General features: G+C 42.9%; 28 protein-coding genes. 26 read left to right on the top strand and 2 right to left on the bottom strand.

What is annotated here, in order from left to right; all coding sequences use genetic code 11:
* Nucleotides 1–11 precede the first annotated feature (11 nt).
* Both ACHZES_RS08050 and ACHZES_RS08045 read left to right on the top strand, forming a co-directional pair.
* On the top strand, nucleotides 12–1,889 hold the full coding sequence (locus tag ACHZES_RS08050; protein WP_154521836.1) for a beta-glucoside-specific PTS transporter subunit IIABC: 1,878 nt from the start codon (nucleotides 12–14) through the stop codon (nucleotides 1,887–1,889).
* A gap of 103 nt (nucleotides 1,890–1,992) precedes the next feature.
* Entirely contained in the window at nucleotides 1,993–3,459 is a 1,467-nt protein-coding gene (locus ACHZES_RS08045; RefSeq protein ID WP_084719521.1) for a glycoside hydrolase family 1 protein, read from the top strand.
* 87 nt (nucleotides 3,460–3,546) lie between these two features.
* Here the strand turns inward: ACHZES_RS08045 and ACHZES_RS08040 are convergent, their stop codons facing one another.
* Complete coding sequence (locus ACHZES_RS08040; protein WP_395548326.1) at nucleotides 3,547–3,969, bottom strand: pyridoxamine 5'-phosphate oxidase family protein; 423 nt, start codon at nucleotides 3,967–3,969, stop codon at nucleotides 3,547–3,549.
* 98 nt (nucleotides 3,970–4,067) lie between these two features.
* Here ACHZES_RS08040 and ACHZES_RS08035 point away from each other — a divergent pair, with 98 nt between their 5' ends.
* The 8 genes from ACHZES_RS08035 to ACHZES_RS08000 all read left to right on the top strand — a co-directional run bounded on the left by ACHZES_RS08035 (nucleotide 4,068) and on the right by ACHZES_RS08000 (nucleotide 10,720).
* Nucleotides 4,068–5,009, top strand: coding sequence for a helix-turn-helix transcriptional regulator (locus ACHZES_RS08035; protein WP_404820348.1), 942 nt, complete (start codon nucleotides 4,068–4,070; stop codon nucleotides 5,007–5,009).
* A 314-nt stretch (nucleotides 5,010–5,323) separates the two neighbouring features.
* Nucleotides 5,324–6,112, top strand: coding sequence for a PTS mannose/fructose/sorbose/N-acetylgalactosamine transporter subunit IIC (locus ACHZES_RS08030; protein ID WP_395548328.1), 789 nt, complete (start codon nucleotides 5,324–5,326; stop codon nucleotides 6,110–6,112).
* The gene (locus tag ACHZES_RS08025; RefSeq protein ID WP_154521827.1) at nucleotides 6,105–6,944 is read left to right on the top strand and encodes a PTS system mannose/fructose/sorbose family transporter subunit IID; all 840 of its coding nucleotides are present in this window, start codon (nucleotides 6,105–6,107) and stop codon (nucleotides 6,942–6,944) included. Before ACHZES_RS08030 ends, ACHZES_RS08025 begins: the two co-directional genes overlap by 8 nt.
* 34 nt (nucleotides 6,945–6,978) lie before the next feature.
* Nucleotides 6,979–7,404, top strand: coding sequence for a PTS sugar transporter subunit IIA (locus tag ACHZES_RS08020; RefSeq protein ID WP_038279092.1), 426 nt, complete (start codon nucleotides 6,979–6,981; stop codon nucleotides 7,402–7,404).
* Nucleotides 7,405–7,427: 23 nt separating this feature from the next.
* Nucleotides 7,428–7,901 (top strand): PTS sugar transporter subunit IIB, encoded by a 474-nt coding sequence (locus ACHZES_RS08015; RefSeq protein WP_038279089.1) that lies wholly within the window; start codon nucleotides 7,428–7,430, stop codon nucleotides 7,899–7,901.
* Nucleotides 7,902–7,929: 28 nt separating this feature from the next.
* The gene (locus tag ACHZES_RS08010; RefSeq protein ID WP_038279087.1) at nucleotides 7,930–8,784 is read left to right on the top strand and encodes a MurR/RpiR family transcriptional regulator; all 855 of its coding nucleotides are present in this window, start codon (nucleotides 7,930–7,932) and stop codon (nucleotides 8,782–8,784) included.
* 9 nt (nucleotides 8,785–8,793) lie between these two features.
* A complete protein-coding gene (gene murQ / locus ACHZES_RS08005; RefSeq protein ID WP_395548329.1) occupies nucleotides 8,794–9,705 on the top strand; it encodes an N-acetylmuramic acid 6-phosphate etherase in 912 nt (303 codons plus the stop codon).
* A gap of 4 nt (nucleotides 9,706–9,709) precedes the next feature.
* Complete coding sequence (locus tag ACHZES_RS08000) at nucleotides 9,710–10,720, top strand: serine hydrolase domain-containing protein (RefSeq protein ID WP_395548330.1); 1,011 nt, start codon at nucleotides 9,710–9,712, stop codon at nucleotides 10,718–10,720.
* A 223-nt stretch (nucleotides 10,721–10,943) separates the two neighbouring features.
* Here the strand turns inward: ACHZES_RS08000 and ACHZES_RS07995 are convergent, their stop codons facing one another.
* Nucleotides 10,944–10,991 (bottom strand): hypothetical protein, encoded by a 48-nt coding sequence (locus ACHZES_RS07995; RefSeq protein WP_242843070.1) that lies wholly within the window; start codon nucleotides 10,989–10,991, stop codon nucleotides 10,944–10,946.
* A gap of 378 nt (nucleotides 10,992–11,369) precedes the next feature.
* Here ACHZES_RS07995 and ACHZES_RS07990 point away from each other — a divergent pair, with 378 nt between their 5' ends.
* The 16 genes from ACHZES_RS07990 (at nucleotide 11,370) to ACHZES_RS07915 (ending at nucleotide 25,984) form a co-directional block, all read left to right on the top strand.
* The gene (locus ACHZES_RS07990) at nucleotides 11,370–11,966 is read left to right on the top strand and encodes a GNAT family N-acetyltransferase (RefSeq protein WP_038279081.1); all 597 of its coding nucleotides are present in this window, start codon (nucleotides 11,370–11,372) and stop codon (nucleotides 11,964–11,966) included.
* A gap of 217 nt (nucleotides 11,967–12,183) precedes the next feature.
* Nucleotides 12,184–12,807 carry an HD domain-containing protein gene (locus tag ACHZES_RS07985; protein ID WP_038279078.1) on the top strand — a complete coding sequence of 208 codons (624 nt, stop codon included), beginning with the start codon at nucleotides 12,184–12,186 and terminating at the stop codon, nucleotides 12,805–12,807.
* Between the two features lie 201 nt (nucleotides 12,808–13,008).
* Nucleotides 13,009–13,854 (top strand): aminoglycoside 6-adenylyltransferase, encoded by an 846-nt coding sequence (locus ACHZES_RS07980; protein ID WP_395548331.1) that lies wholly within the window; start codon nucleotides 13,009–13,011, stop codon nucleotides 13,852–13,854.
* A 90-nt stretch (nucleotides 13,855–13,944) separates the two neighbouring features.
* Nucleotides 13,945–14,889 (top strand): Gfo/Idh/MocA family protein, encoded by a 945-nt coding sequence (locus tag ACHZES_RS07975; RefSeq protein ID WP_395548332.1) that lies wholly within the window; start codon nucleotides 13,945–13,947, stop codon nucleotides 14,887–14,889.
* 277 nt (nucleotides 14,890–15,166) lie between these two features.
* Nucleotides 15,167–16,573, top strand: coding sequence for a GH1 family beta-glucosidase (locus ACHZES_RS07970; RefSeq protein WP_395548333.1), 1,407 nt, complete (start codon nucleotides 15,167–15,169; stop codon nucleotides 16,571–16,573).
* Between the two features lie 13 nt (nucleotides 16,574–16,586).
* Nucleotides 16,587–17,873 carry a PTS sugar transporter subunit IIC gene (locus tag ACHZES_RS07965; RefSeq protein WP_395548334.1) on the top strand — a complete coding sequence of 429 codons (1,287 nt, stop codon included), beginning with the start codon at nucleotides 16,587–16,589 and terminating at the stop codon, nucleotides 17,871–17,873.
* A 99-nt stretch (nucleotides 17,874–17,972) separates the two neighbouring features.
* Complete coding sequence (locus ACHZES_RS07960; RefSeq protein WP_154521800.1) at nucleotides 17,973–18,677, top strand: GntR family transcriptional regulator; 705 nt, start codon at nucleotides 17,973–17,975, stop codon at nucleotides 18,675–18,677.
* Between the two features lie 11 nt (nucleotides 18,678–18,688).
* Nucleotides 18,689–18,994, top strand: a complete 306-nt coding sequence (locus tag ACHZES_RS07955; protein WP_395548335.1) for a PTS sugar transporter subunit IIB — start codon at nucleotides 18,689–18,691, stop codon at nucleotides 18,992–18,994.
* Between the two features lie 30 nt (nucleotides 18,995–19,024).
* On the top strand, nucleotides 19,025–19,324 hold the full coding sequence (locus ACHZES_RS07950) for a PTS lactose/cellobiose transporter subunit IIA (protein ID WP_395548336.1): 300 nt from the start codon (nucleotides 19,025–19,027) through the stop codon (nucleotides 19,322–19,324).
* Between the two features lie 169 nt (nucleotides 19,325–19,493).
* Nucleotides 19,494–20,192: a histidine phosphatase family protein gene (locus ACHZES_RS07945; RefSeq protein WP_395548337.1), complete on the top strand. Its 699-nt coding sequence runs from the start codon at nucleotides 19,494–19,496 to the stop codon at nucleotides 20,190–20,192.
* Between the two features lie 58 nt (nucleotides 20,193–20,250).
* Entirely contained in the window at nucleotides 20,251–20,931 is a 681-nt protein-coding gene (locus ACHZES_RS07940) for a fructose-6-phosphate aldolase (RefSeq protein WP_395548338.1), read from the top strand.
* Nucleotides 20,932–21,282: 351 nt separating this feature from the next.
* Nucleotides 21,283–22,551 carry an ABC transporter substrate-binding protein gene (locus tag ACHZES_RS07935; RefSeq protein ID WP_395548339.1) on the top strand — a complete coding sequence of 423 codons (1,269 nt, stop codon included), beginning with the start codon at nucleotides 21,283–21,285 and terminating at the stop codon, nucleotides 22,549–22,551.
* Nucleotides 22,552–22,569: 18 nt separating this feature from the next.
* Complete coding sequence (locus tag ACHZES_RS07930) at nucleotides 22,570–23,460, top strand: branched-chain amino acid ABC transporter permease (RefSeq protein ID WP_038279064.1); 891 nt, start codon at nucleotides 22,570–22,572, stop codon at nucleotides 23,458–23,460.
* A gap of 11 nt (nucleotides 23,461–23,471) precedes the next feature.
* On the top strand, nucleotides 23,472–24,569 hold the full coding sequence (locus tag ACHZES_RS07925) for a branched-chain amino acid ABC transporter permease (RefSeq protein WP_395548340.1): 1,098 nt from the start codon (nucleotides 23,472–23,474) through the stop codon (nucleotides 24,567–24,569).
* Nucleotides 24,508–25,293 carry an ABC transporter ATP-binding protein gene (locus ACHZES_RS07920; RefSeq protein WP_205621736.1) on the top strand — a complete coding sequence of 262 codons (786 nt, stop codon included), beginning with the start codon at nucleotides 24,508–24,510 and terminating at the stop codon, nucleotides 25,291–25,293. The genes ACHZES_RS07925 and ACHZES_RS07920 overlap by 62 nt, the downstream gene beginning before the upstream one ends.
* Nucleotides 25,286–25,984 (top strand): ABC transporter ATP-binding protein, encoded by a 699-nt coding sequence (locus ACHZES_RS07915; protein ID WP_038279054.1) that lies wholly within the window; start codon nucleotides 25,286–25,288, stop codon nucleotides 25,982–25,984. Before ACHZES_RS07920 ends, ACHZES_RS07915 begins: the two co-directional genes overlap by 8 nt.
* Nucleotides 25,985–25,988: the final 4 nt, after the last annotated feature.

Here is a 25,988-nt window from a genome sequence, read left to right as displayed (position 1 = left end):
AGACTTTGTGTATGGAACATTTAAAATTAGCTCAGGAAATTATCCGGTATTGCGGTGGGGAGGATAATATTACCCAGGCCTGGAACTGCATTACCAGGCTGCGTTTTCACTTAAAAGACAGAGAAAAGGCAGATGTGAAGGCCATACAGGCTTTAAACGGTGTCTTAGGAGCCCAGTTTCAGGGGGACCAGTTTCAGGTGATCATCGGAAATGAGGTATTAAAGGTATTTGAAGGAGTTAAGAAAGAATTGGGAGATCTGGTCGTTTCTTCGGAAGAAAAGACTAAGAAGGATAAGAAGAGAGAAAATCCGATCAACGTAGTGTTTGGTGTGATCTCAGGTATTTTTAATCCCATTTTACCGGCAATAACCGGAGCCGGAATTATAAAAGGGATCCTGGCGCTGCTGATATTTCTTAAAGTGCTGAATCCGGAATCAGACAATTATTTTGTTTTAGATATGATTTCTAATGCCACCTATTACTTCCTTCCATTTCTGGTTGCCTTTTCAGCGGGAAAGAAATTTGGAGTGAATGAACATCTGGCTGCGACTCTTGCCGGAATCATCATGTATCCTGCATTTGTGAGTTTAAGCGGACAGGGGATCAGTACGGTAAAATTCCTGTTTCTGAATATTCCTGTCATGGATTACAATTCCACGGTGATCCCAATTATTTTGGGTGTCCTGTTACTGAGCATCGTATATAAATTTATAGACCGTTTTGTACCGAGCTTTTTAAAACTGATCGTGACGCCAGTGGCTTCCCTTCTGATCACGGCCCCAGTGGTTCTTGTATTCATCGCTCCTTTGGGAAGTTATGTAGGCAAATATGTGGCAGCCTTTTTCATCTCCCTGTTTGGAGTAGCGGGTCCTGTGGCCGGCCTATTGATGGGAGGGCTTATGTCGGTCATCGTAATAACCGGCATGCATTATGCATTTTTCCCGTCTACCTTTGACGGACTGGGCGGTGTTGGCTACGATATTTTACTGCTTCCCATGAGTATTGTTAGCAATATGGGCCAGTGCGGCGCTGTTCTCGGTGCTGCTTTTAAAATAAAGGATAAGAAAATGAAATCCATTGCATTTTCCAGTGCACTTTCCGCTTTGTTTGGCATAACGGAACCTGCCATATATGGGGTGAACTTAAAATATAAGAAGCCTTTTTATGCAGCATTGGCAGGCGGAGCAGTGGGAGGAGCTATTTACGGCATCTTTCATGTTAAGGCTTATGCTTTCAGCATTCCGGGAATTACCGCTTTGCCTACTTACTTAAAAGAAGGGGAGTTAAACAACTTTATTTGGGCGTGTATCGGTGTTGCTGCTTCATTCCTCACTGCTTTTATTATAACGATGATTCTTCCTCTGGAAGGAAAGAAAAAGGCAGAAGAGAAGGTGGCTGATAAAATCTCCCAAGATCATGAAGGGCAGATGGTAAAAATACCGGTAACTGCTCCCATGACTGGAAAGGCGGTAGGACTTGCTCAGGTTCCTGACAAGATGTTTGCGGAAGGTATCCTTGGCAAAGGAATCGCAATCATACCGGATGAAGGAATCGTGAAAGCACCCTTCCAAGGACAGGTAAAAATGATAGCACCTACAAAGCATGCCATCGGTCTGATCTCTGACCGTGGGGTAAACGTAGTGATCCATATCGGGATTGATACGGTGAATCTCCAGGGAAAGGGCTTTGAAGTTCTTGTAAAAGAAGATCAGTGGGTAGAGAAGGGAGAGCCTTTGATGAAGGTGGACTTAGATTTCATCAAGGAGAATCATTTAAATCCCATCACCCCTATAATTGTAACAAACTCAGATGAATATGTGAATGTACTGGATTTCCCTATGGATATGGCACAGGCGGGAACCAGTGAGGTACTGATCGTATTCCAGTAACATTTAACCGAATCAAGTAGCGAAGCGGATTGCGAATATCCCATTGACTATAAAACAAGCTGTTCCTATCAATTCAAATATGATTCAAAAAAGGAGAATAATTATGAGACAGGAAGTAAACTATGGATTTCCAGATGGTTTTTTATGGGGCGGGGCAACCGCTGCCAATCAGATCGAAGGAGCCTATAAAGAAGATGGAAAAGGAATGTCCACATCGGATTATGCAGCCTATAAAGATCCCTACGCAACAGGAGAAGTAAATAATTTTACGTTCAATGTCACCTCAAAGGAACTGGAAGAGTACCGGGCCAATGAGGAAAAATATAAATTTCCCAAGCGCTGGGGAATCGATTTCTACCATCGTTATGCAGAGGATATCGCATTATTTGCGGAAATGGGATTTAAGGTGTTCCGGTTCTCCATTTCCTGGGTAAGAATTTTTCCTACGGGTTTGGAAACCGAGCCTAATGAAGCCGGATTTGCTTTTTACGATAAGGTAATCGCCGAACTGAAAAAGTATAACATAGAGCCCCTTATTACATTATCCCATTATGAAATGCCTATCGTTCTGTCAGAAAAGTATAATGGCTGGCAGAGCCGGGAGCTGATTGATTGCTTTGTCCGGTTTGCAACCGCATGCTTCAAACGTTATAAGAATGACGTGAAGTACTGGATCACATTTAACGAAATGAATATGAACTTAAACAGCCTGTACACAGGGGCAGGAAGTTTTCCTGACAGAGTGGATCACTTAGAAGAGGCTGCCTACCAGGCATCTCATTACCAGTTTGTAGCCAGTTCCCTGGCTGTGAAGGCGGGAAGAGAAATTATGCCTGATGCGAAAATCGGCTGTATGATCAACCGGATCGAGTCTTATGCAAAAACCTGTAAGCCGGAGGACCAGCTGCAGGCATTAAAGGCTGACCAAATCAACCTCTTTTATCCGGAGGTACAGGCAAGAGGAGAATATCCTTCCTACATGTCACGGTATTTCAATGAAAAGAACATAAAACTGGAAACAGAACCGGAAGATTTTAAAATCATCAGGGATTATACGGTGGATTTCATCGCATTCAGCTATTACATGACCCATGTTACGGAGGACAGGCCGGATGCAAATGAACTGGCTGGAAAACTGGATAGTCCGATCAAGAATCCTTATTTAAAGCTGACGGAGTGGGGGTGGCCCATTGACCCCATCGGGCTTCGCATTACACTGAATAAAATGTATGACCGTTATAAAAAGCCTCTGTTCCTGGTTGAAAATGGACTGGGAGCCAGGGATAAGATGGAGGCGGATGGAAGCATTCATGATGATTACCGGATTGACTATATCCGTGAGCACGTAAAGCAGATGAAGGAGGCAGTAACAGACGGTGTCGATTTAATGGGTTATACGACGTGGGGCTGTATTGATTTAATCAGCTGCGGGACATCGGAAATGACGAAACGCTACGGCTTCATCTATGTGGATCAGGATGACGAAGGAAATGGTACGTTAAACCGATTCAGAAAAGATTCCTTCCATTGGTATAAAAAAGTGATAGAAACCAACGGAGAAGAGCTGTAAGATCAGGGAAAGTATCAGGCAGTTATAATATAGAAAGAATGGCACAGCGCAAAGGCTATGCCATTCTTTCTATATTTATGCTTATGATCAGTCAGCTAAATGGTATGTTTCTATGTTCTCAAAATCCAAGGTGACAACGGCTGATTCAAAAGAAATTTCATAGAGTACTAAGTAATCCCCAGCTTGTTCTATCATATCTCCGTAGCCTGGAATTTTATTAATGAAATGTTCCGCTACGTCAAATATCGTTCTGCTGCTTTTTTTAGCCATGCCTTTCGCCTTAATATGCTCATTGCCTGAGTGGGGAATGGTTGTAAATGCTACCTTATTATTGCCTTCCAATTCCTTTACTTTCTCATTATCTCCAAACGTGGTAAAGAGCAGTACTTTGGCGGCTTCGTCAAAGCAGAAGTTTACGATCCTCACACTGGGCTGGCCGTCAGTACAAGTAGCCAAAGCAATTTCAGTTTGTGTATTGATCAGTCGGGTGAATTCTTGTTTTGCATTCATAATTTAATTCTCCTTTGCTTTATTTATTGCTGTGTTTGCAGTATAATGTATAATGGTTTCATTTTGTGAAACCATTTAATCAGAAAGAGGAAAAATCCATGAAAAAATCAGAACGGCTGAATGATATGATGATATACTTAAACGATAAAAAGTTTTTCAGTCTCAAAAGCATTATGGACAGATATTCTATTTCTAAAAGTACAGCACTTCGGGATATCCAGTCCTTAGAAGAAATCGGCATGCCGATTTACTCGAAGTCTGGGCGGAACGGATATTATGGTATACTTCCCAATCGATTATTATCCCCTATTGTATTTTCGATTGATGAGGTTCACGCGTTGTATTTTGCCATGCAGACGCTTAATGCCTATCAATCGACGCCTTTTCACTTGAACGTACAAAAATTAAAGCAAAAATTTGAAGGGTGTATATCAGATGAACGAATCAATAAACTACGTAAGATGGAATTGATTTTTAGTTTGGGGAGTTATAAAAGCAAGAATGAATGCGATTGCTTGCAAGATATTCTGCAAATGGCGGTTGATGAAAACGTGTGTGAAATCCACTATACAAAGGGGGAGATGGAAAAGCAGTATTATGTTCAGTTCTTTGATATAACCTCTGCCTATGGACAGTGGTATGCAACGGCATACAATTTTCAAACGGAAAAGCCGCAAGTGTTCCGCTGTGATAAAATTCATTCTGTGCAGCCCTGCGATAAATATATAGCAAAGCCGCTTTCTGAATTTCTTATTTCTCCGAAAGAAATGTTTCGGGATCATGATTCCATTGACTTCGAGGTTGGTGTTAATGCCAAAGGCGTGGATGTTTTCTATAAAGAGCATTATCCATCTATGGAGCTGTTTCAGGAAAATGGGAGATATTATATAAGAGGTTTTTATAACAAAGGGGAAGAACCCTTTATCGCAGATTATTTCACAATTTATGGTGAAAGGATCATCTCAATTAGTCCTGTTAGCTTGAAACATCTAATTCTTGATCGGTTAGATACAATTAAGAATCATTTTATTTCAATTTGACGGTTAAACAAAATAACAAGGTATTGGCCCGGACGGTCGGTACCTTGTTTTTTGTCTTCTTACATAGTGGTGCCAATCACATTTTGGTTTATCCTCCTCCCAAAAGAACACGTAAATAAGACCTTTCATTTCTTTAAATAACATATTACTTTATTAAATAATGTAACGCTATTACATTTAAAACTATTTTAATTATTATATTGTAAAATGGTTACATACATGCTATAATACTAAATATAAGCGCTTATACTATGAAAAGTCATACACATTGCCTATATAGTGAATAGGCAAGAGGCATGAAAAGGAGGTAAAACATGCAGGGAGTTTCTTTGTTGGTTGTTATTGCATTGATTCTGTATACCGTGATTGCTGTGGTTGATCAGATTTCCATTCAATGCGGATTGTATACCCCGTTATTTGCGGCTGTAATTACCGGGGCATTATTGGGGGATTTGCCAACAGGTCTGATTGTTGGTGCGACATTGCAGCTGATGACATTGGGAGTTGCTACTTATGGGGGTGCCACGGTTCCGGATTATTTATCAGGAGCAATTATGGGTACCGCTTATGCAATTATTTCCGGACAGGGGGCAGAATATGGAATCGGACTGGCTATTCCCATCGGATTGCTGTTAACTCAGATGGACATTCTGGGAAGGATGACCAACTCATTCTTTCAGCATTACGCAGACCGCTGTGCGGAAAATGCGGATTACAAAGGAGTGGAGCGGGCAAATTTACTGGGACTGCTGCCCTGGGTCCTTTCCAGGGTGATTCCGGTCGCATTGGGACTGATTTTTGGAGAGGCAGTTGTTAATGGAGTAAATGCCATTATCCCGGCCTGGTTTATGACAGGACTTAAAACCGCGGGTGCCATTCTTCCTGCAATGGGTATGGCCATACTGATGCGCTATCTGCCCATTAAAAAATACTATCCGTATTTTATCATCGGATTCGTGCTGATTGCCTTTGGAGGCGCTACGTTTACCGTTATGGCGGCCGCATTGATCGGCCTGGCACTGGCTGCTCTTCATCTTTCGAGAGCAAGAGAGCGGGCAGCAGTGCAGACTTTGGATGATGAGGAGGTAGAAATCGATGGCTGACAAAAACCAGACAGGAAGCGTGAAATTGGAAAAAAGCGATATCAAAAAAGTATATCTGCGCAATCTGTTTACTTTACAGTTTGGCTGGAATTATGAAAAGATGCAGGGCCTTGGATATGCCTATGTCATCATGCCGGTTTTAAAGAGGTTGTACTCCAATGATCCCGAAAAGATGAAACGTGCACTGAAGATGCATCTGGGTTATTTTAACACTACTCCGGCAATGTCTCATCTGATCGTTGGTGCCGATATGGCGCTGGAGGAAGAGTTAGGAATTGAGGCGGAGGAGGCCATTACCGGTTTAAAGACCGGGCTTATGGGACCGTTTGCAGGAGTCGGTGATACGTTATTCATCGCCATTTACCGAGCAATCGTGTTCTCTATCGCGTCTTATATTGCCATGCAGGGGAATCCCATTGGACTTATCATACCTCTCATTGCATGTGCGGGGGTATTATGGATACGATATAAATTTACCTGCATCGGCTATCAGTCCGGACGAAAGCTTGCAACCGGGTTTGCGGATAAAATTTCTCCTATTACAGAGGCGGCCAGCATCCTGGGATTGACTGTGGTAGGAGCACTGATCCCTTCTGTAATCAAATACCGTACGGATCTGCAGTTTACCATGGGAGAAGTAACCTTTGCCCTTCAGGATATGTTGGATAAAATCATGCCTTCCCTGCTTCCTCTTGGTATCGTAGTATTTTCATACTGGCTCCTTGGGAAGAAAAAGGTGAATTCTACAAAATTGATTTTTATTCTCATCGGTTTGGGTATGGTACTTGGCAATCTGCAATCCATGCTGACCTTTGTGGCTGGTTTATTTTAAAAAAGGAAGTTGAAACAGGAAAGGAAATAGTGGTATGATTGGAATCATAGTAACCGGCCATGGTGAATTTGCCTCTGGTTTAACCAGCGGGTTAAAGCTGCTGGCTGGAGAGACGGAATATTATGAAGCTGTTGATTTTAAAGCGGAGGATTCCACGGAACTTCTGACAGAAAAGCTGAAGGAAGGGATCCGGAGGCTTAAAGACTGTGAAGCGGTGGCAGTGCTTGCGGATCTGACGGGAGGTTCGCCCTTTAATATGGCTTCCAGACTGAAAATGTCCGGTATCCATGAAAATATGGAGGTAATCGGAGGCATCAACCTTCCTCTGGTCCTTCATGCCTACATGTCCAGGGGAATGATTTCAGATATCCGAGAGCTTCTAGATGCCTCCCTGGAGATGGGAAAACAGCATATGACGTATTTTCATATATCGGATGATGCATGTGAGCTGGAAGAATAGGAAGAAGAAAAGGAGAAAGATTCATGGCAATTGTTCATGCGAGAGTAGATGAGAGACTGATTCATGGTCAGGTGGCTATGGTTTGGACCAATACCGTAGGAGCGTCCCGGATCATTGTGGTTAACGACGAAGCGGTAAAAGATGAACTGATTATTGCAGGCCTTAAGATGGCAAAACCGGCAGGAGTAAAGCTTTCCATCCTGTCTTTAAAACGGGCTGCTGAAAAATTTGCAGAAAAGGCTTACGAAGAGGATAAGGTTTTTCTTATAACAAAGAATGTAACGGATATGGCAACGCTGATCCGTTCTGAAGTTCCGATCAAGGCTTTTAATGTGGGAAATGTGGCAAAAAGAGAAGGAAGCAGACCCATTAAAAAATCAGTGAACCTGACAGAAGACGATGAAAAGGATATCCGGGAAATGATACAGCTTGGAGTGAGTGTTACGGCTCAGATGCTGCCCAATGAGTCGGACCAGTCAATCGTAAACATGCTGTAAAAATTAATCGGATGCAGGAGGAGGCGGAATGGAATCAGTACGGTTGAAGATAAGAGAACAATACAATGAAATGAGTAAGGCAGAGAAGAAACTCTCAGATTTTGTATTGTCAGACACCAAAAACTGTCTTGGGATGACGGCAGTGGATATTGCAGGAAAAAGCGGGGTATCTTCCGCCTCTGTGATCCGTTATGTTCAAAAACTTGGCTTTGATGGGTTGGAAGGTTTTAAATTGGCACTTGCTGCAACCGATGCCCAAAATGATAAGGAAGATATGGTAGACCCCATTATTTCCAAGGAAGATGACTTAGATACGCTGTGCCGAAAAATGGATGCCCTGGTGGATGCGGCATTTCAGGATTTTTTCTATCAGCTGAATAAAGATGCATTAAAAAAAGCTATCAACAAAATAAAGAAAGCCCGGCGCATTTATCTGGTGGGGATCGGAAGTTCCTCGCTGCCTGCTTATGATCTGTTCCATAAACTGAAGCGGGCCGACTTAAATGCGAATTTTTACCAGGATATCAATATGATGGTGGAATTTTTCAACTACATTGATAAACGGGATGTAGTGATCGCATTCTCCTACAGCGGGCAGTCCCAGGAAGTTCTTTATGCCTGTGGGATTGCAGAAAAACAGGGAGCATCGATCATAGCGGTTACCCGAAGAAGAGATTCTCCCCTTCAGGATATTGCAGATATATGCCTCCATGTGCCGGACAACGAAAAGGTCATGCGGATCGGTGCGTTTACCTCTCTTCATACCTCCATCATGATGGCAGATCTTCTTTATATGGGAGTAATTCAGGAAAATTTAGAGCATTATGAAGTGGAACTGATCAAAACCAGAAAGATGGTAGCAGGGCTGAAAATAAAAAAATAGAGGAGTTTTATGTGCAATATAGAAAAGCTTACAACGGAATCAATCAATGAAGCTACCCGTAACATTGACAGGCTGGAATCATTGGACATCGTTACATTAATAAATAATGAAGACAAAAAAGTGGCGGAAGCCATAGAAAAGGTGCTTCCCCAAATCGCGGAAGCAGTGGATGCGATTGTGGAGCGTTTCAAAAAAGGCGGCCGGATCATTTATTGCGGTGCAGGATCTTCCGGCCGGATGGGCACACTGGATGCGGTGGAACTGACTCCCACTTACAGCGTATCACCGACCAGGGCCTTTGGCCTTCTTGCAGGCGGTGATGAGGCCATGTATACAGCGGTGGAGGGGGCTGAGGATTCAGAAGAACTGGCAGTGGAGGACTTAAAACGGGTGAAGCTTACGGCCGATGATTGTGTGATCGGCATTGCTGCCAGCGGAAGGACTCCCTACACAAAGGCAGCCCTGGAATTCGGAAAACAGACAGGTGCCTTTACCATTTCCGTAACCTGCAATCAGGACAGTACCATGGCAAAGATCGCGGATATATCCATTGCCCCGGTAGTGGGACCAGAGGTAATCAACGGATCTACCAGAATGAAGGCAGGAACTGCTCAGAAAATGGTAGTTAATATGCTTTCCACCGGAGCCATGATAAGGCTTGGAAAGGTATACCGGAACTATATGGTTCATGTGCAGCCCACCAACGAAAAGCTTGTGAAGCGGGCGGTTAAGATGATCATGGAACTAACAGGTGCGAAAGAAGAACTGGCTCTCAAAGTGCTTTATGAGGCCGATAAGGATGTGGCTGCTGCCATCGTGATGATTGAATGCAGCTGCAGTAAGGATCAGGCCAGGGAAGCCCTTTTAGAATCCGGCGGTCAGGTAAGGGAAGCCATTGCAGCTGTGAAAAACGGAGTTTAGTCATATGATAAGAGCCTGGAATGATAAAAATGAGACGGTTTTGGATGAAATGGCAGAGCAGCTTGTTCGGGACCAGGTGATCTGGGGAGCCAGCTGGGGCTTTGTCAGTGATCAGGGAATCCGCCTAAAGTATGCCGGAAAGCAAGGGGCGGTGGTTCCCTATTGTGACCAGAATGTGGAAGCAGGTATGTATTATGACCTTGCTTCCCTGACTAAGGTGATTGGAACAACTACCCGGATCCTTCAACTGGTGGAAAAAGGAGTGATAAGCCTTTCTACTCCGGTAAAAGAGATCCTGAACCGGTTTTCCTATGGGGATGTCACGGTGGAACACCTTCTGCTTCATTCAAGCGGCCTTCCTGCCGAGATCCGGAACAAAGAAAGCTGGAGCCGGGAAAATCTTCTGGAATATCTCTTTACCACACCAAGGGAAAGAGAATCCGGGGAAGGTTTCCTATATTCGGATGTGGGTTTTATCCTGTTGGGAGAGATCGTTGAGAATCTGGATGAAACTACTCTTGAGGAGACCTTCCGGGAGCATATTTTTAACCCACTTGGGATGATGGATACCTCCTATCTGGTTCAGGGCAGCAGGGAGCGATGCATCCCGACGGAATGCACGGAGAAAAGAGGCTGTATCTGCGGAGAAGTTCATGACTCGAAGGCTCATCTGCTGGGGCAATGCGGCAGTGCCGGTTTGTTTTCTACATTGGAAGATGTGGTGAAATTTGTTAAAGCCTATCTGGAACATTCCCGGCTTTTATTTGGAGAAGAGACGTTTGAAAAGCTTTGCAGTACGATTAAGTTTGAACGCACTCTGGGTTGGAGCAAGGAGTATGGAAAGGATACGCTTTATCATACTGGCTTTACAGGTACTTCTATTTTGATGGATTTGAAGGGCAGAAAAGGTTTTGTTCTGCTGACGAACAGGATCCATCCCAGTCGGAACAATGAGGAGTTTCTGAGAAAGAGAAAGAAAATGAATGGAATTTATATCCGGAAAATTTCCGATTAAACTCATTGAGCCAATACGCCTTGAGTAAATTTATACGCTTTTATTACTCCTTGAGTAAATCTTTCTTGAATCCAGTTGCCAGATATGCTATATTAGAATTACAAAAAGAACAACCGCCCCAATACAAGGGGTTGGCCAATAAGAAGATAGAAATCCCCCGATACCGACCAAGTATACAAGGGGGATTTTCTATTGCCCATTACTGGGACTTTATAGAAAAACGCTACTTACAATTAACGAAAATAAAGGTAAGTAATGCAATAATGAACATACCAAAAGCCATAAGGTCTTTAAAGTCAAAATTCATCATGCTTCACCTCCCATCTATGTACGATGGAAGGCTAACCCTCCATCTTTATGAATGGAAGGCCAACGCCCTTGCAGTGACACGATTGTCCCATGTCACTATGGTAACATAACCATTTCAGTGTGCAATTACTTTTCTTAAATGACTGATCATGATTCTGCTGTCTTCAATCTAATCCATGGAAAGGGAATCCCCTATATCCTTCCGGCCTCGATGCTTCCAATATGGGATAATTAGAATTGTAATGTTTGTGCCAATATAGTAAGATGAGTAAAGAGAGACGCTTTTTAGGGCTATGATACTTAGAAAGCAGAAAAAGAGATATTTGAGTGGGGGAATCAGATGGTTAATGAAAACTCACCGGTTATAGAAACACACCGGTTAATTTTACGAAAATTTACACCAGAAGATGTAAATGATTTTTTTGAAATTATGAGCGATAAGGAAGTGAATGTTTTTCTTCCTTGGTTTCCGTTAAGTACTACTGAGGAAGCACTGACATTTTTAACTGATAGATTTTTAACATATGATAGCAAGTCTAGCGCCTATCGATATGCTATCTGCCTGAAAGAAGATAACAAGCCGATTGGATATGTCTGCCTGAGTGAGAGCGAAAGCCACGATTTTGGTTATGGACTAAAAAAGGAATTCTGGCATAGAGGGATTGTCACAGAAGCGGCAAAAGCGGTAATGAAAAAAATCATAGATGCAGGATATCCTTATATTACAGCCACCCATGATGTGAATAATCCTCGAAGCGGCGAAGTAATGAAAAAGCTAGGCATGGTCTACAAATACTCCTATGTGGAACAGTGGCAGCCAAAAAATATCCCTGTTACATTTCGAATGTATCAGCTTAATTTTGACGGAAAAGATGAGAGAACGTATATAGAGTATTGGGATAAGTATACGGATCATTTTGTGGAACAAAAACTATAAATGCAGGAAAAGTGATAAAACGGCGATCGGCTACCATTTTATGGAGTCTGTCGCCGTTTTTTTGTCAGCAACCCGTTTTATGGTCTGCATGTGGAAGGATTTCGTCTGCAGCTGCCGTAAATGAGAATGTTGTTTATTTCAGTAATTATTTGAAATAATAGATATTAGCGCAAACTGGATATTTCAATAGTAATCAATCGACAGAAAGGCAGATGTTATGGCAGAAGAAAATAAAAATATGGAAGAACTATTCCGGCAGATGGATCATCATTTGCTCCATGATGAACGTCCATCGGAATATCTGGAGCAAATCAGCAGGGAACCATGGTTTTTGGATTACCCGTTTTCCATGCTTGGGAAGATGAAGGAAACCCCGCAGTCAAAACGGTTTCATCCGGAAGGAAGCGTATGGAATCATACGATGATGGTAGTGGATCAGGCAGCAGAACAGAAGGTGAAGAGTAAAGATGCCCGGACTTTGATGTGGGCGGCACTGCTTCATGATATCGGCAAACCGGCAGTAACGAAAATCCGAAAGGAGAAAATTACCGCATATAACCATGATGCTGAGGGAGAACATCTCACAGAAGACTTTTTGTCCTGTTTTTCCACTGATGCCAAATGGATCAGGGAAGTCGCAAAACTGGTCCGTTATCATATGCACATTTTGTATGTGACAGACGGACTTCCTTTTGGGGATGTTGATGGAATGAAGCGGGAGACCGATATCGGTGAAGTTGCTCTCCTTGGACTTTGCGACCGGATCGGAAGGGGTGGAAGCGTTCCGGAAGATGAAGCAAAGGCGGTCAGATTATTTCTGAAGAAAATGCGTTATAAGTGAAATCTTGATACCTCTTGCTGTCCCAATCGTCCAGGCAAATGGAAGTCTGCTTGATCTGCTCCGATTAATAGTTTCCACAATAGAATGGCAGATATTTCCTGATTGTGGTAGAATGAGGACAAGAGTAAACACCGGATAGCATAAGCAGATAAACGCAATAGGTGAATGTGTTGAACGGAGCAAAAGTGAGAGGGGATAAGTATGAATCGGTATGAAAATATCATTAACAACTTTGTACTCTGGGGAAATAAAAGTGACGGATTATATGCAGCTATGATTATTGGTTCCTGGACTAGAAACGACCACCCGGCAGACGAGTTTTCCGATCTTGATATTGTTATGATCGTCGATAATCCCGACATTTTCCTGCAATCAAATCAGTGGCTTGAGCAGATTGGGCGTTTCCATATTTCTTTTATTGAAAATACAATTGGCGGCGCTAAAGAAAGAAGGATACTTTTTGATGATGCACTTGACGTAGATTTAGTTATTCTTTCAAAGAGCCAATTGGAAAACGCTGTAAAAAGTGGTGAGATTGGCATATTGAAAAGTGGATATCGCATTTTAATCGATAAGATTGGCATTGAACATATGTTACCACCACTTTCTGCAGAAAATTCGCTTTACGTTCTATTATCGGAACATGATTTTAGCAATGTGGTAAACGATTTTTGGTATCATGCCATTTGGACAGCAAAGAAATTAATGCGAGGCGAATTATGGACGGCGAAATCATGTGTTGATAACTATATGATGTGGAAACTGCTAACCCTGATAGAGTGTTATGCCCACGTATTAAATGGGCTGAAATATAATACTTGGCACAATGGCCGTTTCATCGAGGAATGGGCGGAAGATTGGATCATTCAAAAACTTTCGGACTGCTATGCTCATTATGAAAAAAATGACGTTAAAAATTCACTGTTAGCAACTATGGATTTATTCAGGTCAATAGCTGTAGTAATTGCAGAAAAGTTGAATTATAAATACCCAGCCGAGGCTGATAACTATTCGACCGAATGGGTTATAAAAGCGCTGTCAGTGTAAAAATAACGCTGATCTTCTTGGTATACGGCGCAAGGGGGAGCAAAAGTGTGATGCTGGAGCCATAAAATAATAAATCCAGAGGAGCTTACTATGAAAATAAACTATGGAATTATATCAACGGCTGCCATCGGAAAACGATTTATCGGTGCAGTGAGGGCTAATGGAGGATCGGTAACTGCGGTGGCGTCAAGATCACTTGACAGAGCCAGGGCGTTCTGCCAGGAAAATAATATTGAAAAGGCTTATGGTTCTTATGAAGAGCTTTATCAAGACCCGGAGATAACGGTTGTGTATATCACCACAATAAACCGGGAGCATTTTCATGAAATGGAGCAAGCTTTGAATTACGGAAAGCATGTATTATGTGAGAAACCATTTACCCTGTCAAAATCACAGGCAAAAGAAATCTTTCAGCTGGCGAAGGAAAAAGGGTTGTTTGTAATGGAGATGCAAAAGAGCCTTTTTCTACCTGTTACTGATTTGATTAAAACGTATATTGATTCAGGAATGTTAGGAAAACTCCATCAAGTAAATATGAGTGCCTCCTTTCAAAGCCCAAAGGCTTCCTGGATGCATGAAAAGGATCAGGGGGGAGTTGTCTATGGCAGCGCTTCCTATACCTTTGAATATCTAGATTATCTTCTGGAGCCTGCCGATGTAATCGTGCAGGCACTAGGAACCAGGGGGAAGACAGGAGTTCAGGACTCTGTCAGCTTTAATATAAAAATGGATGATGTTCTGATCAGCAGCCGTATTTCCATGCGAGGGCCGGCAGAAAGCTTTGCTGTTTTTTATTTTGAAAAGGGGTTTATAAAAACCAATGAATACTGGAAGGCGGACCGCTGCGAAGTACATACCGACCAGGGTGTTGAGCTGATTGAGAGAACGGTTGATTTTGAAATGAAATATGAGTTAGCACATGCGGAAAAATGCATCAGACAGGGCCTGACGGAGAGCCCGGTTATGATGGCTGAAAGAACACTTTTCTGTTGCGGGCTTATAGATCAGGTGGTGGAATCGTTAGACCGGCAGTAAGTGATTCAGTTTTTATGCATTCTATGATTAATTTAATAAGTAAACAAAATGCCCTGATGGTTAAACACGGATTTTTATTTCTTCGTTTAACCATCAGGGTTTTGTTTACCCTTTTTCGTTTGTGCAAAGTGTATATAGTTTAAAATATTATTTGTCTATAATTCATAAATTCTAATCCTGGCAGAGAAGATAAACTTGACAGTGAATAAAATGATTGTTATAATTCGAAATCATACGTATGAATTTAAAAAGTAATAATGACTTAGGAGGACGCATTATGAAATTTCCGAAAGATTTTCTATTTGGTGCGGCATCAGCGGCTTATCAGGTAGAAGGGGCTTTCGATGAAGACGGCAAAGGATTATCAAACTGGGATGTATTTTCTAAAATAGAGGGCAAGACTTTGAACGGAACAAACGGAGATGTTGCTGTAGACCATTATCACCGATTTAAGGAAGATATAAAGCTGATGGCAGAGATGGGATTAGAATCTTATCGTTTCTCGGTTTCCTGGACAAGAATCTTTCCTCACAATGACGGTAAGGTTAATCAGAAAGGACTCGATTTCTATAATCAGTTGATTGATGAATGCCTGTCTTATGGTATTGTTCCATTTGTAACATTGTATCACTGGGATCTTCCGCAGTATCTTGAAGAGCAGGGCGGCTGGTGCAATAAGGGAACCATTGATGCGTTTCTTCAGTATGCAAAAGTTTGCTTTCAAGCTTTTGGGGATCGGGTAAAGCATTGGATTACGTTTAACGAAACCATTGTTTTTACCAGGCTTGGGTATATGACCGGAGCTCATCCGCCGGGAATCAGACAATGCCAGAAGAAGTATTTCCAGGCAATCCATAATGTTATGGTCAGCCATGCGAAGACCGTGTTATTATATAAGTCGCTTAAACAGTACGGAGAGATTGGAATCACTCATGTGTTAGCACCGGCTTTTCCTGCCGATGAGCGGGAGAGCAGCAAAAAGGCAGCTGCACATGCCAACTATTTTGAAACTGCGTTCTTCTATGACCCGGTATTAAAAGGGGGGTATCCCCAGTACTGTCTTGATATTTTAAAAGATCGCCAGGTAATGTTTGAAATTACGGGGGAGGAACAGGAACTGCTCCGCAAAGCTGTCCCATTCAATGATTTTATGGGGCTGAATTATTATCAGCCGAAACGGGTTGTCCTGATCGAAGGTGAGTCGGATGCAGATTTGTCAAGGGTTGCAAGTACCGGTGGTGTTGGACAGGTCTCTTTTGACGGAGTTTATCAGACGGTTAAACTGGATGATGGGCGATATACCAAATGGGGCTGGGAAGTTTCACCGGAAGGCTTCTTAAGTGGGCTACAGCAGCTCAAGGAAAATTATGGTGATATTAAACTGTATATTACAGAGAACGGCCTCGGAGATGTGGATCCAATAATCGATGGAGAGATTATGGACATTCCACGTATTAAATATATCGAGGAACATCTGGCTGTGGTGAAAAAAGCCATTGCAGGAGGAATTCATTTAAAGGGGTATTTCGCATGGTCAGTTATCGATTTACTTAGCTGGCTGAATGGGTATGAAAAGCAATACGGTTTTATTTATGTGGATCATAAGAATAACCTGGAACGAAAGAAAAAAGCGTCATTTTATTGGTATCAGCAAGTGATCGCTTCCAGAGGAGAAGCATTATAGGGAGGGAGTTATAATGAATAAATTCTTAGATAAGTTTACGGAAAAGCTGGTGGTGTTTTCCAATTTTAAAACAGTTATGGCTTTAAAAGATGGCGCCATGTACATCATGCCGATCACCTTGGTTGGTTCCATCTTTTTGTTGATTGCCAATTTCCCAATCAGCAATTGGGCCGGAATTATGACAAACATCTTCGGAGAGAGCTGGAACATTGGCTTAAAGCAGGTTTCCGCCTGTACCTTTGACATTATGGCAATTATTGCGGTTCTCGGCATTTCCTATACCTTTGCCAAAAACGAAGGTGTGGATGCGATTTCCTGCAGCCTGCTTTGTCTTGTATCCTTTTTGATTATTACAAATTCATCAGTTGTTTCACAGAATGGTGATGTAGTAAATGGTGTAATCCCCAAAGCGTGGGTCAATGGGAACGGGGTAATCTCAGCGATTATCATCGGAATTACGATGCCCAGGATCTTTACCTTTTTTATTAAAAGAAAAATTGTTTTCAAGATGCCGGATGGCGTTCCGGAAGGTGTCAGCAATGCATTTGCAGCATTAATTCCTGGTTTCGTTATCATGCTGATTTCCATGGCCGCATATCAGATATGCAAAATGGTTGCCGGGTTATCATTGACAGAGATTATTTTTAAAGTAATCCAGGCACCGCTGCAGTCCTTATCAGACAGCCTTCCAGGAGGAATTATCATTATTTTGCTGATGTCGCTGCTGTTCTGGGTTGGTATGCATGGACCGAATATTGTCAATGGAATTGTATCCTCCTTACTTCTTGCCAATGCGATGTCCAATCAGGCGATTTTAGATGCCGGACAGACTTTGGTTGCCAATGAAAATGCAAAGATCATCACCAAGCAGTTCACTGAAAACTTTGCGAAGTTTGGAGGAACCGGGATTACTCTTGGACTGATTATTGCAGCGTTTATCGTGGCTCGTTCCCAGCAGATGAAAAGCATTTGCCGGATGTCTTTTGTACCAGGCCTGTTTAATGTAAATGAACCGGTGATTTTTGGTCTTCCGATTGTGTTAAACCCTATCATGCTGGTTCCGTTTATTCTGGTTCCGGTCGGTGCGGTAATTATTACTTATTGTGCCATCCGCTTCGGATTTATGCAGCCATTCGGTGGTTTGATACTGCCGTGGACTACTCCGCCGATTATCGGAGGATTTTTGCTGGGAGGCATTCGGGGGGCAATCACGCAGCTTGTGATACTTGTCTATTCTGTAATTGTATATTTACCATTTGTAAAAATGCAGGATGATCTGTTTTTGAAAGAAGAGAAATAAATAAACCAGTTGGTATATCATGTTCCCTTGCTTGAAATTAATGGTATTATATAGTATTTTAGATAGTAAGGAAAAAGAAAGTTAATTGAGGGAATCAACATGGTAAAATATAAAAAAATAGCGAACATATTACTTAAGGAAATTGAAGAAGGATTATATAACTCTGTCGGAAAGCTTCCGACAGAGGAACAGTTGGTTGAACGATTTGGAGTCAGCAAGGCAACAATTCGCAATGCGGTTGATATCCTGTGCAATTATGGAGTGGTTTATCAATTACAGGGGAGCGGAATGTTTGTCAGAAACCATGACCGTAGCGATTATCTTACACTGGCGCTGCAGCGAGGCTTATCCAGCCGTTACGGGGACAAGGATATACGCACCCAATGCCTAGAATTTAAAGAGATCCAGGCGGATGAGAAGCTGGCGGAGCAGATGAAATGTGCGGTCGGTACGCCGCTGCATTATATTGAGCGCTTGCGGATTGTGGATGGTTTTTATTATTCAGTCGAATATACTTATTACAATAAAGACATTATCCCATATTTGAATAAGGAGATTATTGAAAGCTCGATTTATAAATACATTCAGGAAGGGCTGAAGATGAATATCTCATTTGCTGATAAATATATTACCAGCGATAAGTTATGCAAAAAGGATGCTGGACTGCTTCACTTGCAGGAAGGTGATCCGGCATTGATTATCAATGATATTGCTTATTTATCAAACGGAACTATTTTTAACTACTCCAAAGTCATCCATAATTATCAGAAGGTTACGATATTTGCTATGGCTAATAATATTTAGGAGGTTACGTTATGTTGAATATATTACTGGTGTGTAATGCTGGTATGTCCACAAGTATGGTTGTTAAAAAAATGAGAGATGCCGCAAAGGAAAGAGGCCTGGAGGCAGAAATCAATGCCCGGCCGATTTCAGAGTGCAAGGACTTGATTGATACATTGGATATTATTTTATTAGGGCCGCAGGTAAAATTCCAGAAACCTCAGGTAGACAAGCTGGTAGAGGGAAAGATACCGGTAGAAGTAATGGATATGAGAAGTTATGGAACCATGAACGGTGCTTCTATTTTAGATCAGGCCTTAAAAATACTGAATTTGTAAACAACACAGGAGCATGAAGGAGTACACATAATGGAAAATTTAGAAATGACTGCAGTTACACTGATCAGCAATGCGGGAATGGCAAAATCAGCCGCATTTGAGGCACTTCAGTGTGTGAAAAGCGGTTCAAAGGAGGAAGCCTTTAAGAAATTAGAGGAAGGCGATGCCTATTTCTCAGAGGCTCATAGAATTCACGCAGACTTAATTCAGAGAGAGGCAGCCGGTGAGGATATCAAAGCCTCGCTGCTGATGATGCATACGGAGGATCAATTAAACAGTGCGGAGATGATTCGTTCTCTTGTCAGGGAACTGATTGATGTATTAATATAAAATACCAGGGGCAGTTGCAAAATAGAGGAATAATCATCTGTTTTGCAGCGGCCCCGTCTTTATGTTGGAAAATAAAAGCGATCAGCAATTCAGCTAGGTTTCATTGTGTTTGTTTATGATAAATGCTATGATAAAAAGGACTATTATCAGCACAGAAAAGAGGACAGGTATGAAGCTAATTCTAATAAGACACGGGGAACCAGACTATTCCATTGACTCTCTCACACAAAAAGGCTGGAAAGAGGCAGATTTGCTTTCCGAAAGGATCAGTAAGCTTTCAGTTTCCGCTTTTTACTGCTCACCTCTTGGAAGAGCAAAGGATACTGCTAAAGCAACATTGCAAACATTACATGCTGAGGCAGAGATATTACCCTGGCTCAGAGAATTCCATGCGCCGGTTGATAACGGGGCTGGTGAAACCAAAACCATACCCTGGGATTTTATGCCCGGTTACTGGACAAACCAAAATGAGCTTTATGACAGGGATTTATGGTTTGAAAATGAGAGAATGAAAACAGGGCCTGTAAAAGAAGAATATGAAAAAGTAGCTGCCGGGCTTGATGAAATATTAAAGAAACATGGGTATCAGAGAGAAGGCGGAATGTACCGGGCGGTTCCGGGGAGTGACGATACCATCGTTCTGTTCTGCCATTTTGGTGTGATCTGCGTTATGCTGTCCCATTTGCTTGGAATCCCGGCCCCATTGCTGTGGCATGGTTTTTTCCTGGCACCTTCATCGGTCACCACACTGGAGACAGAAGAGAGGATAGAGGGTGAGGCTTATTTCCGATGTAAGGGGATGGGGGATACGGCTCATTTATATGTGAAAGACGAGCCATCCTCAAACTCCGGTTTTTTCCCAAGGTAAGTAAATCTAAGGGGAAAGATTATCATTTTGGATTCATGAGAGGGAGAGGAGCAGAGGCATGAAATTTATTATTGATGATGCAAGTATTGAAAAAATTAAAGAGATATATGACACATTTGCAGTAGATGGTGTTACAACCAATCCCAGTATTCTGGCGAAAAACGGAAAGCAGCCCTTTGAGACCCTGAGGGAAATCCGTGAATTTATTGGGCCGGAGGCAGAGCTTCATGTGCAGGTGGTTGCAGCAGATGCGGAGGGAATGGTTGAGGAAGCTCACAGGATCCAAAAGGAGCTTGGAATGAATACCTATGTGAAGATCCCTACCACAAAAGAAGGATTGAAAGCCATGAAAGACCTGAAAAAGGAAGGGGCCAATGTGACAGCCACGGCTATTTACACCCAGATGCAGGCATTTTTAGCAGGAAAAGCCGGAGCAGATTATGCGGCGCCGTATGTAAACCGGATCGATAATCTTGGAGCAAACGGCGTGAGGACAGCCAAGGACATCCACGATATTTTCAAGAAAAATGGATTAAAAACAGAAGTGCTGGCTGCCAGCTTTAAGAATTCCCAGCAGGTACTGGAACTTTGCCAGTATGGAGTCGGCGCGTCTACGATATCTCCGGATGTCATAGAGGGGCTGATTAAAAATGACACTGTAACCATGGCGGTAAATGCCTTTACCAAAGATTTTGAAGGTTTATGCGGTGCAGGTATGACCATGAAGGATTGTATGTAATCATGTGATAGCTGTACTTACAAAAATGGGCTGAATAATTAAGAAAATTAAGTCAAGACCATAAAAAACAAAAAGCTGGTAAAATCACTTGTATTTTAAAAATGCAAATGCTATAATCCTATCAACATATTAATCAAGAGAACAAAGGAGTCTCAAGCGTACACAGTACGGTTGCGGCTCCTTTTGCTTATGGATATTTATTATGCATATTTATTATACATATGATCCAAGTCCATAAAGCAAATAAGTCTCTTAAGGAGAACAAGGAGGTTTTCCCTGCATTTTAGGGAAGCCTCCTTGCTCCGTCTTTATTTTCGTCTTGTATGATAATAGTTTGAGGAGGAAGCGATTATGAAAAAAAGATTATTACCCGTAACTCTTATTACAGCATTGACGGCAGCATTCCTTGCCGGCTGCGGTTCATCTGCACAGCAGAGTGCCGCAGGAGGCAGTACAGCCGCGGCAAGTTCAGCGGCTACCCAGGATGCATCGGCTACCCAGGATGCATCGTCCACCCAGGCTGATGCATCTGCTCCGGATGGAGGAGACGGGAAAACCATTAAGATCGGCGCGTACGGACCTATCACAGGAGGGTCTGCTGTTTATGGGGAAGGCGCACAGAATGCCATTGCCATGGCAGTTGAAGAAATTAACGACGGTGATTCCGGTTATAAGGTTGAAATTGTAAATGGCGGAAAAATAGTAGATGACGGCGGTGATGCCAAGCAGGCAATTAATGCTTACAACAGTCTGATGAAGGAAGGCCCCAGTGCCATCGTGGGAAGCTTTTTTTCCTCCGTTACCCTTCCCGTTGCCGAACAGGCTTCCAAAGACAATATGCTTCTTCTTGCAACTGGAGCTACCAATAAAGATGTAACCCTTAAAGGTTCCACCATTTTCAGGAATTGTTTTATTGATCCATATCAGGGCAAAATGGCAGCCCAGTTTGCAAAGGAAAAAGGCTGGACAAAAGCCGCCGTTATATATGCCAAGGATGATGATTATTCCAACGGCTTAAAAGATGCATTTATAGAGAATGCCGAGGCAAACGGAATTGAAGTAGTATATGTGGGAGAATGTACCACAAAGGATACAGACTTTTCATCCCAGACTTCCCAGGTGGTGGCAAAAGGAGCAGATTTCCTGTTTTATCCCGCTTTCTTAGATACGGTTCCTCTTCTGGTAGGTGCGGCAAGGGATGCAGGCTTTGACGGGGCAGTCATGGGCGGTGATGGCTGGGATGGAACCGATACTGCTGGCTTTGAAGATAATTTTGAGAACTGTTATTTTACCAACCACTATTCTTCGGAAGATACTGCTCCGGCTGTAGTCAATTTCGTATCTAAATATACGGAAAAGTATGGTACGGAAAGCTTAAATGCCTGTGCCGCTCTTTACTATGATGCCATTTATATGCTGGTGGAAGCAGCCAAAAACAGCGGTGCATCAGATACGGTTTCCCTTGTAAATGGGATGACCGGAATGACTTTTACAGGGGTGGGAGGAACTTTTACCATGGATGAAAACGGCGACCCGGAGAAATCCGTAGCGATCAATACCTTTGAAGGCGGTAAGGTGAAATGGCTTATGACTCTTTCACCGGAAGGAACAAAGGAATAAACAAGGGAGGAAGATCCTATGACATTCTCATTATTCTTTCAAAGCCTGATAAACGGACTGAATCAGGGCGCTATCTATGCTTTGATTGCACTTGGTTATACCATGGTATATGGAATCATCCGTATGATTAACTTTGCTCATGGCGATTTCATCATGATTGGAGCCTATACTTTATTTTATACCATTCCTATGATGATCCATGCCGGAATGCCAGCTTGGATTTCCGTTTTCCTTGCCGTGGTCATATGCGCTGCGGTGGGAGTCCTGGTTGAGGTGATAGCATATAAGCCGGTCCGTAGGGCCGGCTCCATGTCAGCTCTTATTACAGCACTTGCCATGAGTCTGTTTCTTGAAAATCTGGCCATGGTTCTTTTTGGTGCAAAGCCCCATAATGTCCAGAAAATATTTGATTTACCCTCTGTAAATGTGCTTGGAGTGGCCCTTCCTCTGAATGTTATCTTGACCATCGGTATCGGGGTTGTTATGATGGCGTGCCTTCAGATATTTATAAAAAGTACCAAGATAGGGAAAGCCATGCGGGCGGTTCCTCAGGATCGGGATGCTTCCATTCTGGCGGGAATCAATGTCAATAAAGTCATTACCATGACCTTTGCTATTGGCTCCGCACTGGCAGCAGTTGCCGCTCTTATGTACTGTGCCAAATACCCTCGCGTCACCAATGATATGGGTTCCATGATGGGACTTAAGGCCTTTATTGCCGCTGTCCTTGGTGGGATCGGAGTCATTCCCGGAGCTATGCTTGGAGGAATTCTTGTCGGCCTCATTGAGATTTATGTAAAGCTCTTTGCACCGGGCTGGTATGAAGCGATTACCTATGGCATTCTGATCGTGATTCTATTGGTGAAGCCGTCCGGCATTCTTGGCAAGAATGTGGGCGAGAAAGTTTAAGGGGGTGGATCATGGAAAAGAGGTTTAAAGTTTCCTATTTCCTTAATTTCCTGGGGGTTCTGGCAGTTTTTTTCCTGTTTGTCCTGCTTTTTGAAAACAATGCTTTTGGCCGGTCCACTCAGTATATCAAGGGAATCAGTACCACCGCCTGTTATACGATCATTATGGTAGCTTCCTTAAATCTGGTGGTGGGCTGCATGGGCGAATTTTCCCTTGGCCATGCGGGTTTTGTATCAGTGGGAGCATATGCCTCTGCCATTGTGTCCAATGGACTTACCGGAAAAGGGCTGCCCGATATCGCATTATTCCTGGTTGCTCTTCTTGCAGGAGGGATTGCAGCCGGTTTGACCGGAGTCCTTGTTGGGATTCCTGCACTCCGCTTAAGGGGGGATTATCTTGCCATTGTGACCATTGCCTTTGCGGAGATCATCCGGGTGCTCTTTTGCAATCTTTCGATTACCGGGGGTGGGAAAACCATGAGCGGTATTATAAAGCTTTCTAACTTCTATTGGAGCTTCTGGATCATGGTAGTCTGCATCACGGTCATGTATATGTACGTGCGAAGCCGATTTGGAAGAACAGTGAAAGCCATTCGGGAAGATTATATAGCAGCGTCTGCTTCTGGAATCAATGTAACTTATTATAAAGTGCTTACCTTTACTGTAGCAGCTTTCTTTGCAGGAATCGGCGGTGGTGTTTATGCTCATTACATGACAGCTATGATTCCTACTAACTTTAACTTTATGTACTCTGCGGAGCTTCTCTCAGAGGTAATCATTGGAGGGATCGGCTCCATTACCGGGTCCATCATCGGTGCAGCTTTTCTTTCTTCTCTTCCGGAGATGATGCGCCAGTTCTCCCAGTACCGTATGCTGGCATACTCTGTAGTACTGGTACTGGTTATGATATTCAAACCGGGCGGTATCTTCGGAGCGTGGGAATTTTCCCTTATTCGTGTATATGAACGTCTGACAGGCAGAAAAGGCGGTTGGGAAAAGAGCCGGAAAAAAACAGAGGTGTATAACTATGACGGGAACAGAAGGAACCATGCCGGTATTAAGGGCACAGAACCTGGGAATCCAGTTCGGCGGATTAAAAGCGGTGGATAGTTTTAATATGGAAATCGGAGAATCGGAATTGGTAGGACTGATTGGTCCAAACGGCGCAGGAAAAACCACAGTGTTCAATCTGATCACTGGTGTTTATAAACCAACGGAAGGATCCTTTTACTTAAATGGTCAGTCCATGAATGGGAAAAAGACCCATCAGATTGTCGAAGCGGGAATTGCAAGAACATTCCAGAATATTCGGTTATTTAAGAAAATGTCTGTAATCGATAATGTAAAGGCCGCTATGGGAGCCAAACTTTCCTACAATCTGTTCCATGCCGTCTTTCGTACGCCGTCTTACTGGAAGCAGGAAGAGGAACTAACAAAAAGAGCGGAAGAACTGCTTCAAATCGTGCATCTAAATGGAAAAGAAGATTACGAAGCAGGAAATCTTCCTTATGGAGAGCAGAGGCGTCTGGAGATAGCCAGAGCCCTGGCTACGGATATGAAACTCCTTCTTCTTGATGAACCTGCAGCTGGGATGAACCCGACAGAAACGGAAGAACTCCTGGAGATTATCAACTATATCCGTGATGAATTTAAGATTTCCGTGCTTCTTATCGAACATGACATGAGCCTGGTCATGAAGATCTGTGAACGGATTTCTGTCCTTGATTTCGGCACCACCATTGCCGCCGGGACTCCGGAGGAGATTGCCAATCATCCAAAGGTCATTGAAGCCTATTTGGGAAAAGACGATGAGGAGGTGGAGGAAGATGCTTAAGATAACGAATCTGGCAGTATCTTACGGAGCCATTGAAGCCATCCATGGAGTATCTCTGGAAGTTCATGATGGAGAAATCGTTTCCCTTATCGGGGCAAATGGAGCAGGAAAAACCACGATCTTAAGAACTATTTCAGGGTTAAAGAAAGCTGACAAGGGGGAGATACTTTTTGACGGAGCCGATTTGTTAAAAACAGAACCCAGCAAGATCATCAATCTAAAGCTGGCACATGTGCCGGAAGGGCGTCATATTTTCCCCCAGATGACCGTAGAAGAAAATCTGGAGATGGGGGCATTTACCGATGGAAAAGACATGGCAGCCAATATGGCAGATGTATTTGAACGTTTTTCCCGATTAAAAGAGCGGAAAAAACAGCTGGCAGGAACTTTGTCCGGCGGGGAGCAGCAGATGCTTGCCGTAGGCCGGGCTCTTATGGCAAAACCTAAGATGATCCTGATGGATGAACCGTCTATGGGACTATCTCCATTGCTGGTAAAGGAAATCTTTTCTATTATCAGAGAAGTAAACAAAAAAGGAATCACCATTCTACTTGTAGAACAGAATGCAAAAATGGCTTTATCCATATCAAACAGAGCCTATGTCATGGAAACAGGGAAGATTACCATGGAAGGTAATGCAGGAGAAATGCTAAAGGATGACAGAGTAAAGAAAGCATATCTAGGACAATAGGAGA

Origin of the sequence: Lacrimispora sanguinis, from assembly GCF_044987295.1 — a bacterium.
Classification (GTDB): Bacteria; Bacillota; Clostridia; order Lachnospirales; family Lachnospiraceae; genus Lacrimispora; species Lacrimispora celerecrescens_B.
This window is presented reverse-complemented; position numbering and strand designations above follow the sequence as displayed.

Coding starts and splice junctions, on each gene's coding strand:
- ACHZES_RS08000 (WP_395548330.1), top strand. CDS start 9,710: ATGATAAGAGCCTGGAATGATAAAAATGAGACGGTTTTGGATGAAATG.
- ACHZES_RS07975 (WP_395548332.1), top strand. CDS start 13,945: ATGAAAATAAACTATGGAATTATATCAACGGCTGCCATCGGAAAACGA.
- ACHZES_RS08035 (WP_404820348.1), top strand. CDS start 4,068: ATGAAAAAATCAGAACGGCTGAATGATATGATGATATACTTAAACGAT.
- ACHZES_RS07920 (WP_205621736.1), top strand. CDS start 24,508: ATGCCGGTATTAAGGGCACAGAACCTGGGAATCCAGTTCGGCGGATTA.
- murQ (WP_395548329.1), top strand. CDS start 8,794: ATGTGCAATATAGAAAAGCTTACAACGGAATCAATCAATGAAGCTACC.
- ACHZES_RS07945 (WP_395548337.1), top strand. CDS start 19,494: ATGAAGCTAATTCTAATAAGACACGGGGAACCAGACTATTCCATTGAC.
- ACHZES_RS07980 (WP_395548331.1), top strand. CDS start 13,009: ATGAATCGGTATGAAAATATCATTAACAACTTTGTACTCTGGGGAAAT.
- ACHZES_RS08030 (WP_395548328.1), top strand. CDS start 5,324: ATGCAGGGAGTTTCTTTGTTGGTTGTTATTGCATTGATTCTGTATACC.
- ACHZES_RS07930 (WP_038279064.1), top strand. CDS start 22,570: ATGACATTCTCATTATTCTTTCAAAGCCTGATAAACGGACTGAATCAG.
- ACHZES_RS08050 (WP_154521836.1), top strand. CDS start 12: ATGGAACATTTAAAATTAGCTCAGGAAATTATCCGGTATTGCGGTGGG.
- ACHZES_RS07965 (WP_395548334.1), top strand. CDS start 16,587: ATGAATAAATTCTTAGATAAGTTTACGGAAAAGCTGGTGGTGTTTTCC.
- ACHZES_RS07925 (WP_395548340.1), top strand. CDS start 23,472: ATGGAAAAGAGGTTTAAAGTTTCCTATTTCCTTAATTTCCTGGGGGTT.
- ACHZES_RS07990 (WP_038279081.1), top strand. CDS start 11,370: ATGGTTAATGAAAACTCACCGGTTATAGAAACACACCGGTTAATTTTA.
- ACHZES_RS07985 (WP_038279078.1), top strand. CDS start 12,184: ATGGCAGAAGAAAATAAAAATATGGAAGAACTATTCCGGCAGATGGAT.
- ACHZES_RS07950 (WP_395548336.1), top strand. CDS start 19,025: ATGGAAAATTTAGAAATGACTGCAGTTACACTGATCAGCAATGCGGGA.
- ACHZES_RS07955 (WP_395548335.1), top strand. CDS start 18,689: ATGTTGAATATATTACTGGTGTGTAATGCTGGTATGTCCACAAGTATG.
- ACHZES_RS08040 (WP_395548326.1), bottom strand. CDS start 3,969: ATGAATGCAAAACAAGAATTCACCCGACTGATCAATACACAAACTGAA.
- ACHZES_RS07970 (WP_395548333.1), top strand. CDS start 15,167: ATGAAATTTCCGAAAGATTTTCTATTTGGTGCGGCATCAGCGGCTTAT.
- ACHZES_RS08020 (WP_038279092.1), top strand. CDS start 6,979: ATGATTGGAATCATAGTAACCGGCCATGGTGAATTTGCCTCTGGTTTA.
- ACHZES_RS08045 (WP_084719521.1), top strand. CDS start 1,993: ATGAGACAGGAAGTAAACTATGGATTTCCAGATGGTTTTTTATGGGGC.
- ACHZES_RS08025 (WP_154521827.1), top strand. CDS start 6,105: ATGGCTGACAAAAACCAGACAGGAAGCGTGAAATTGGAAAAAAGCGAT.
- ACHZES_RS07935 (WP_395548339.1), top strand. CDS start 21,283: ATGAAAAAAAGATTATTACCCGTAACTCTTATTACAGCATTGACGGCA.
- ACHZES_RS07960 (WP_154521800.1), top strand. CDS start 17,973: ATGGTAAAATATAAAAAAATAGCGAACATATTACTTAAGGAAATTGAA.
- ACHZES_RS08015 (WP_038279089.1), top strand. CDS start 7,428: ATGGCAATTGTTCATGCGAGAGTAGATGAGAGACTGATTCATGGTCAG.
- ACHZES_RS07940 (WP_395548338.1), top strand. CDS start 20,251: ATGAAATTTATTATTGATGATGCAAGTATTGAAAAAATTAAAGAGATA.
- ACHZES_RS08010 (WP_038279087.1), top strand. CDS start 7,930: ATGGAATCAGTACGGTTGAAGATAAGAGAACAATACAATGAAATGAGT.
- ACHZES_RS07915 (WP_038279054.1), top strand. CDS start 25,286: ATGCTTAAGATAACGAATCTGGCAGTATCTTACGGAGCCATTGAAGCC.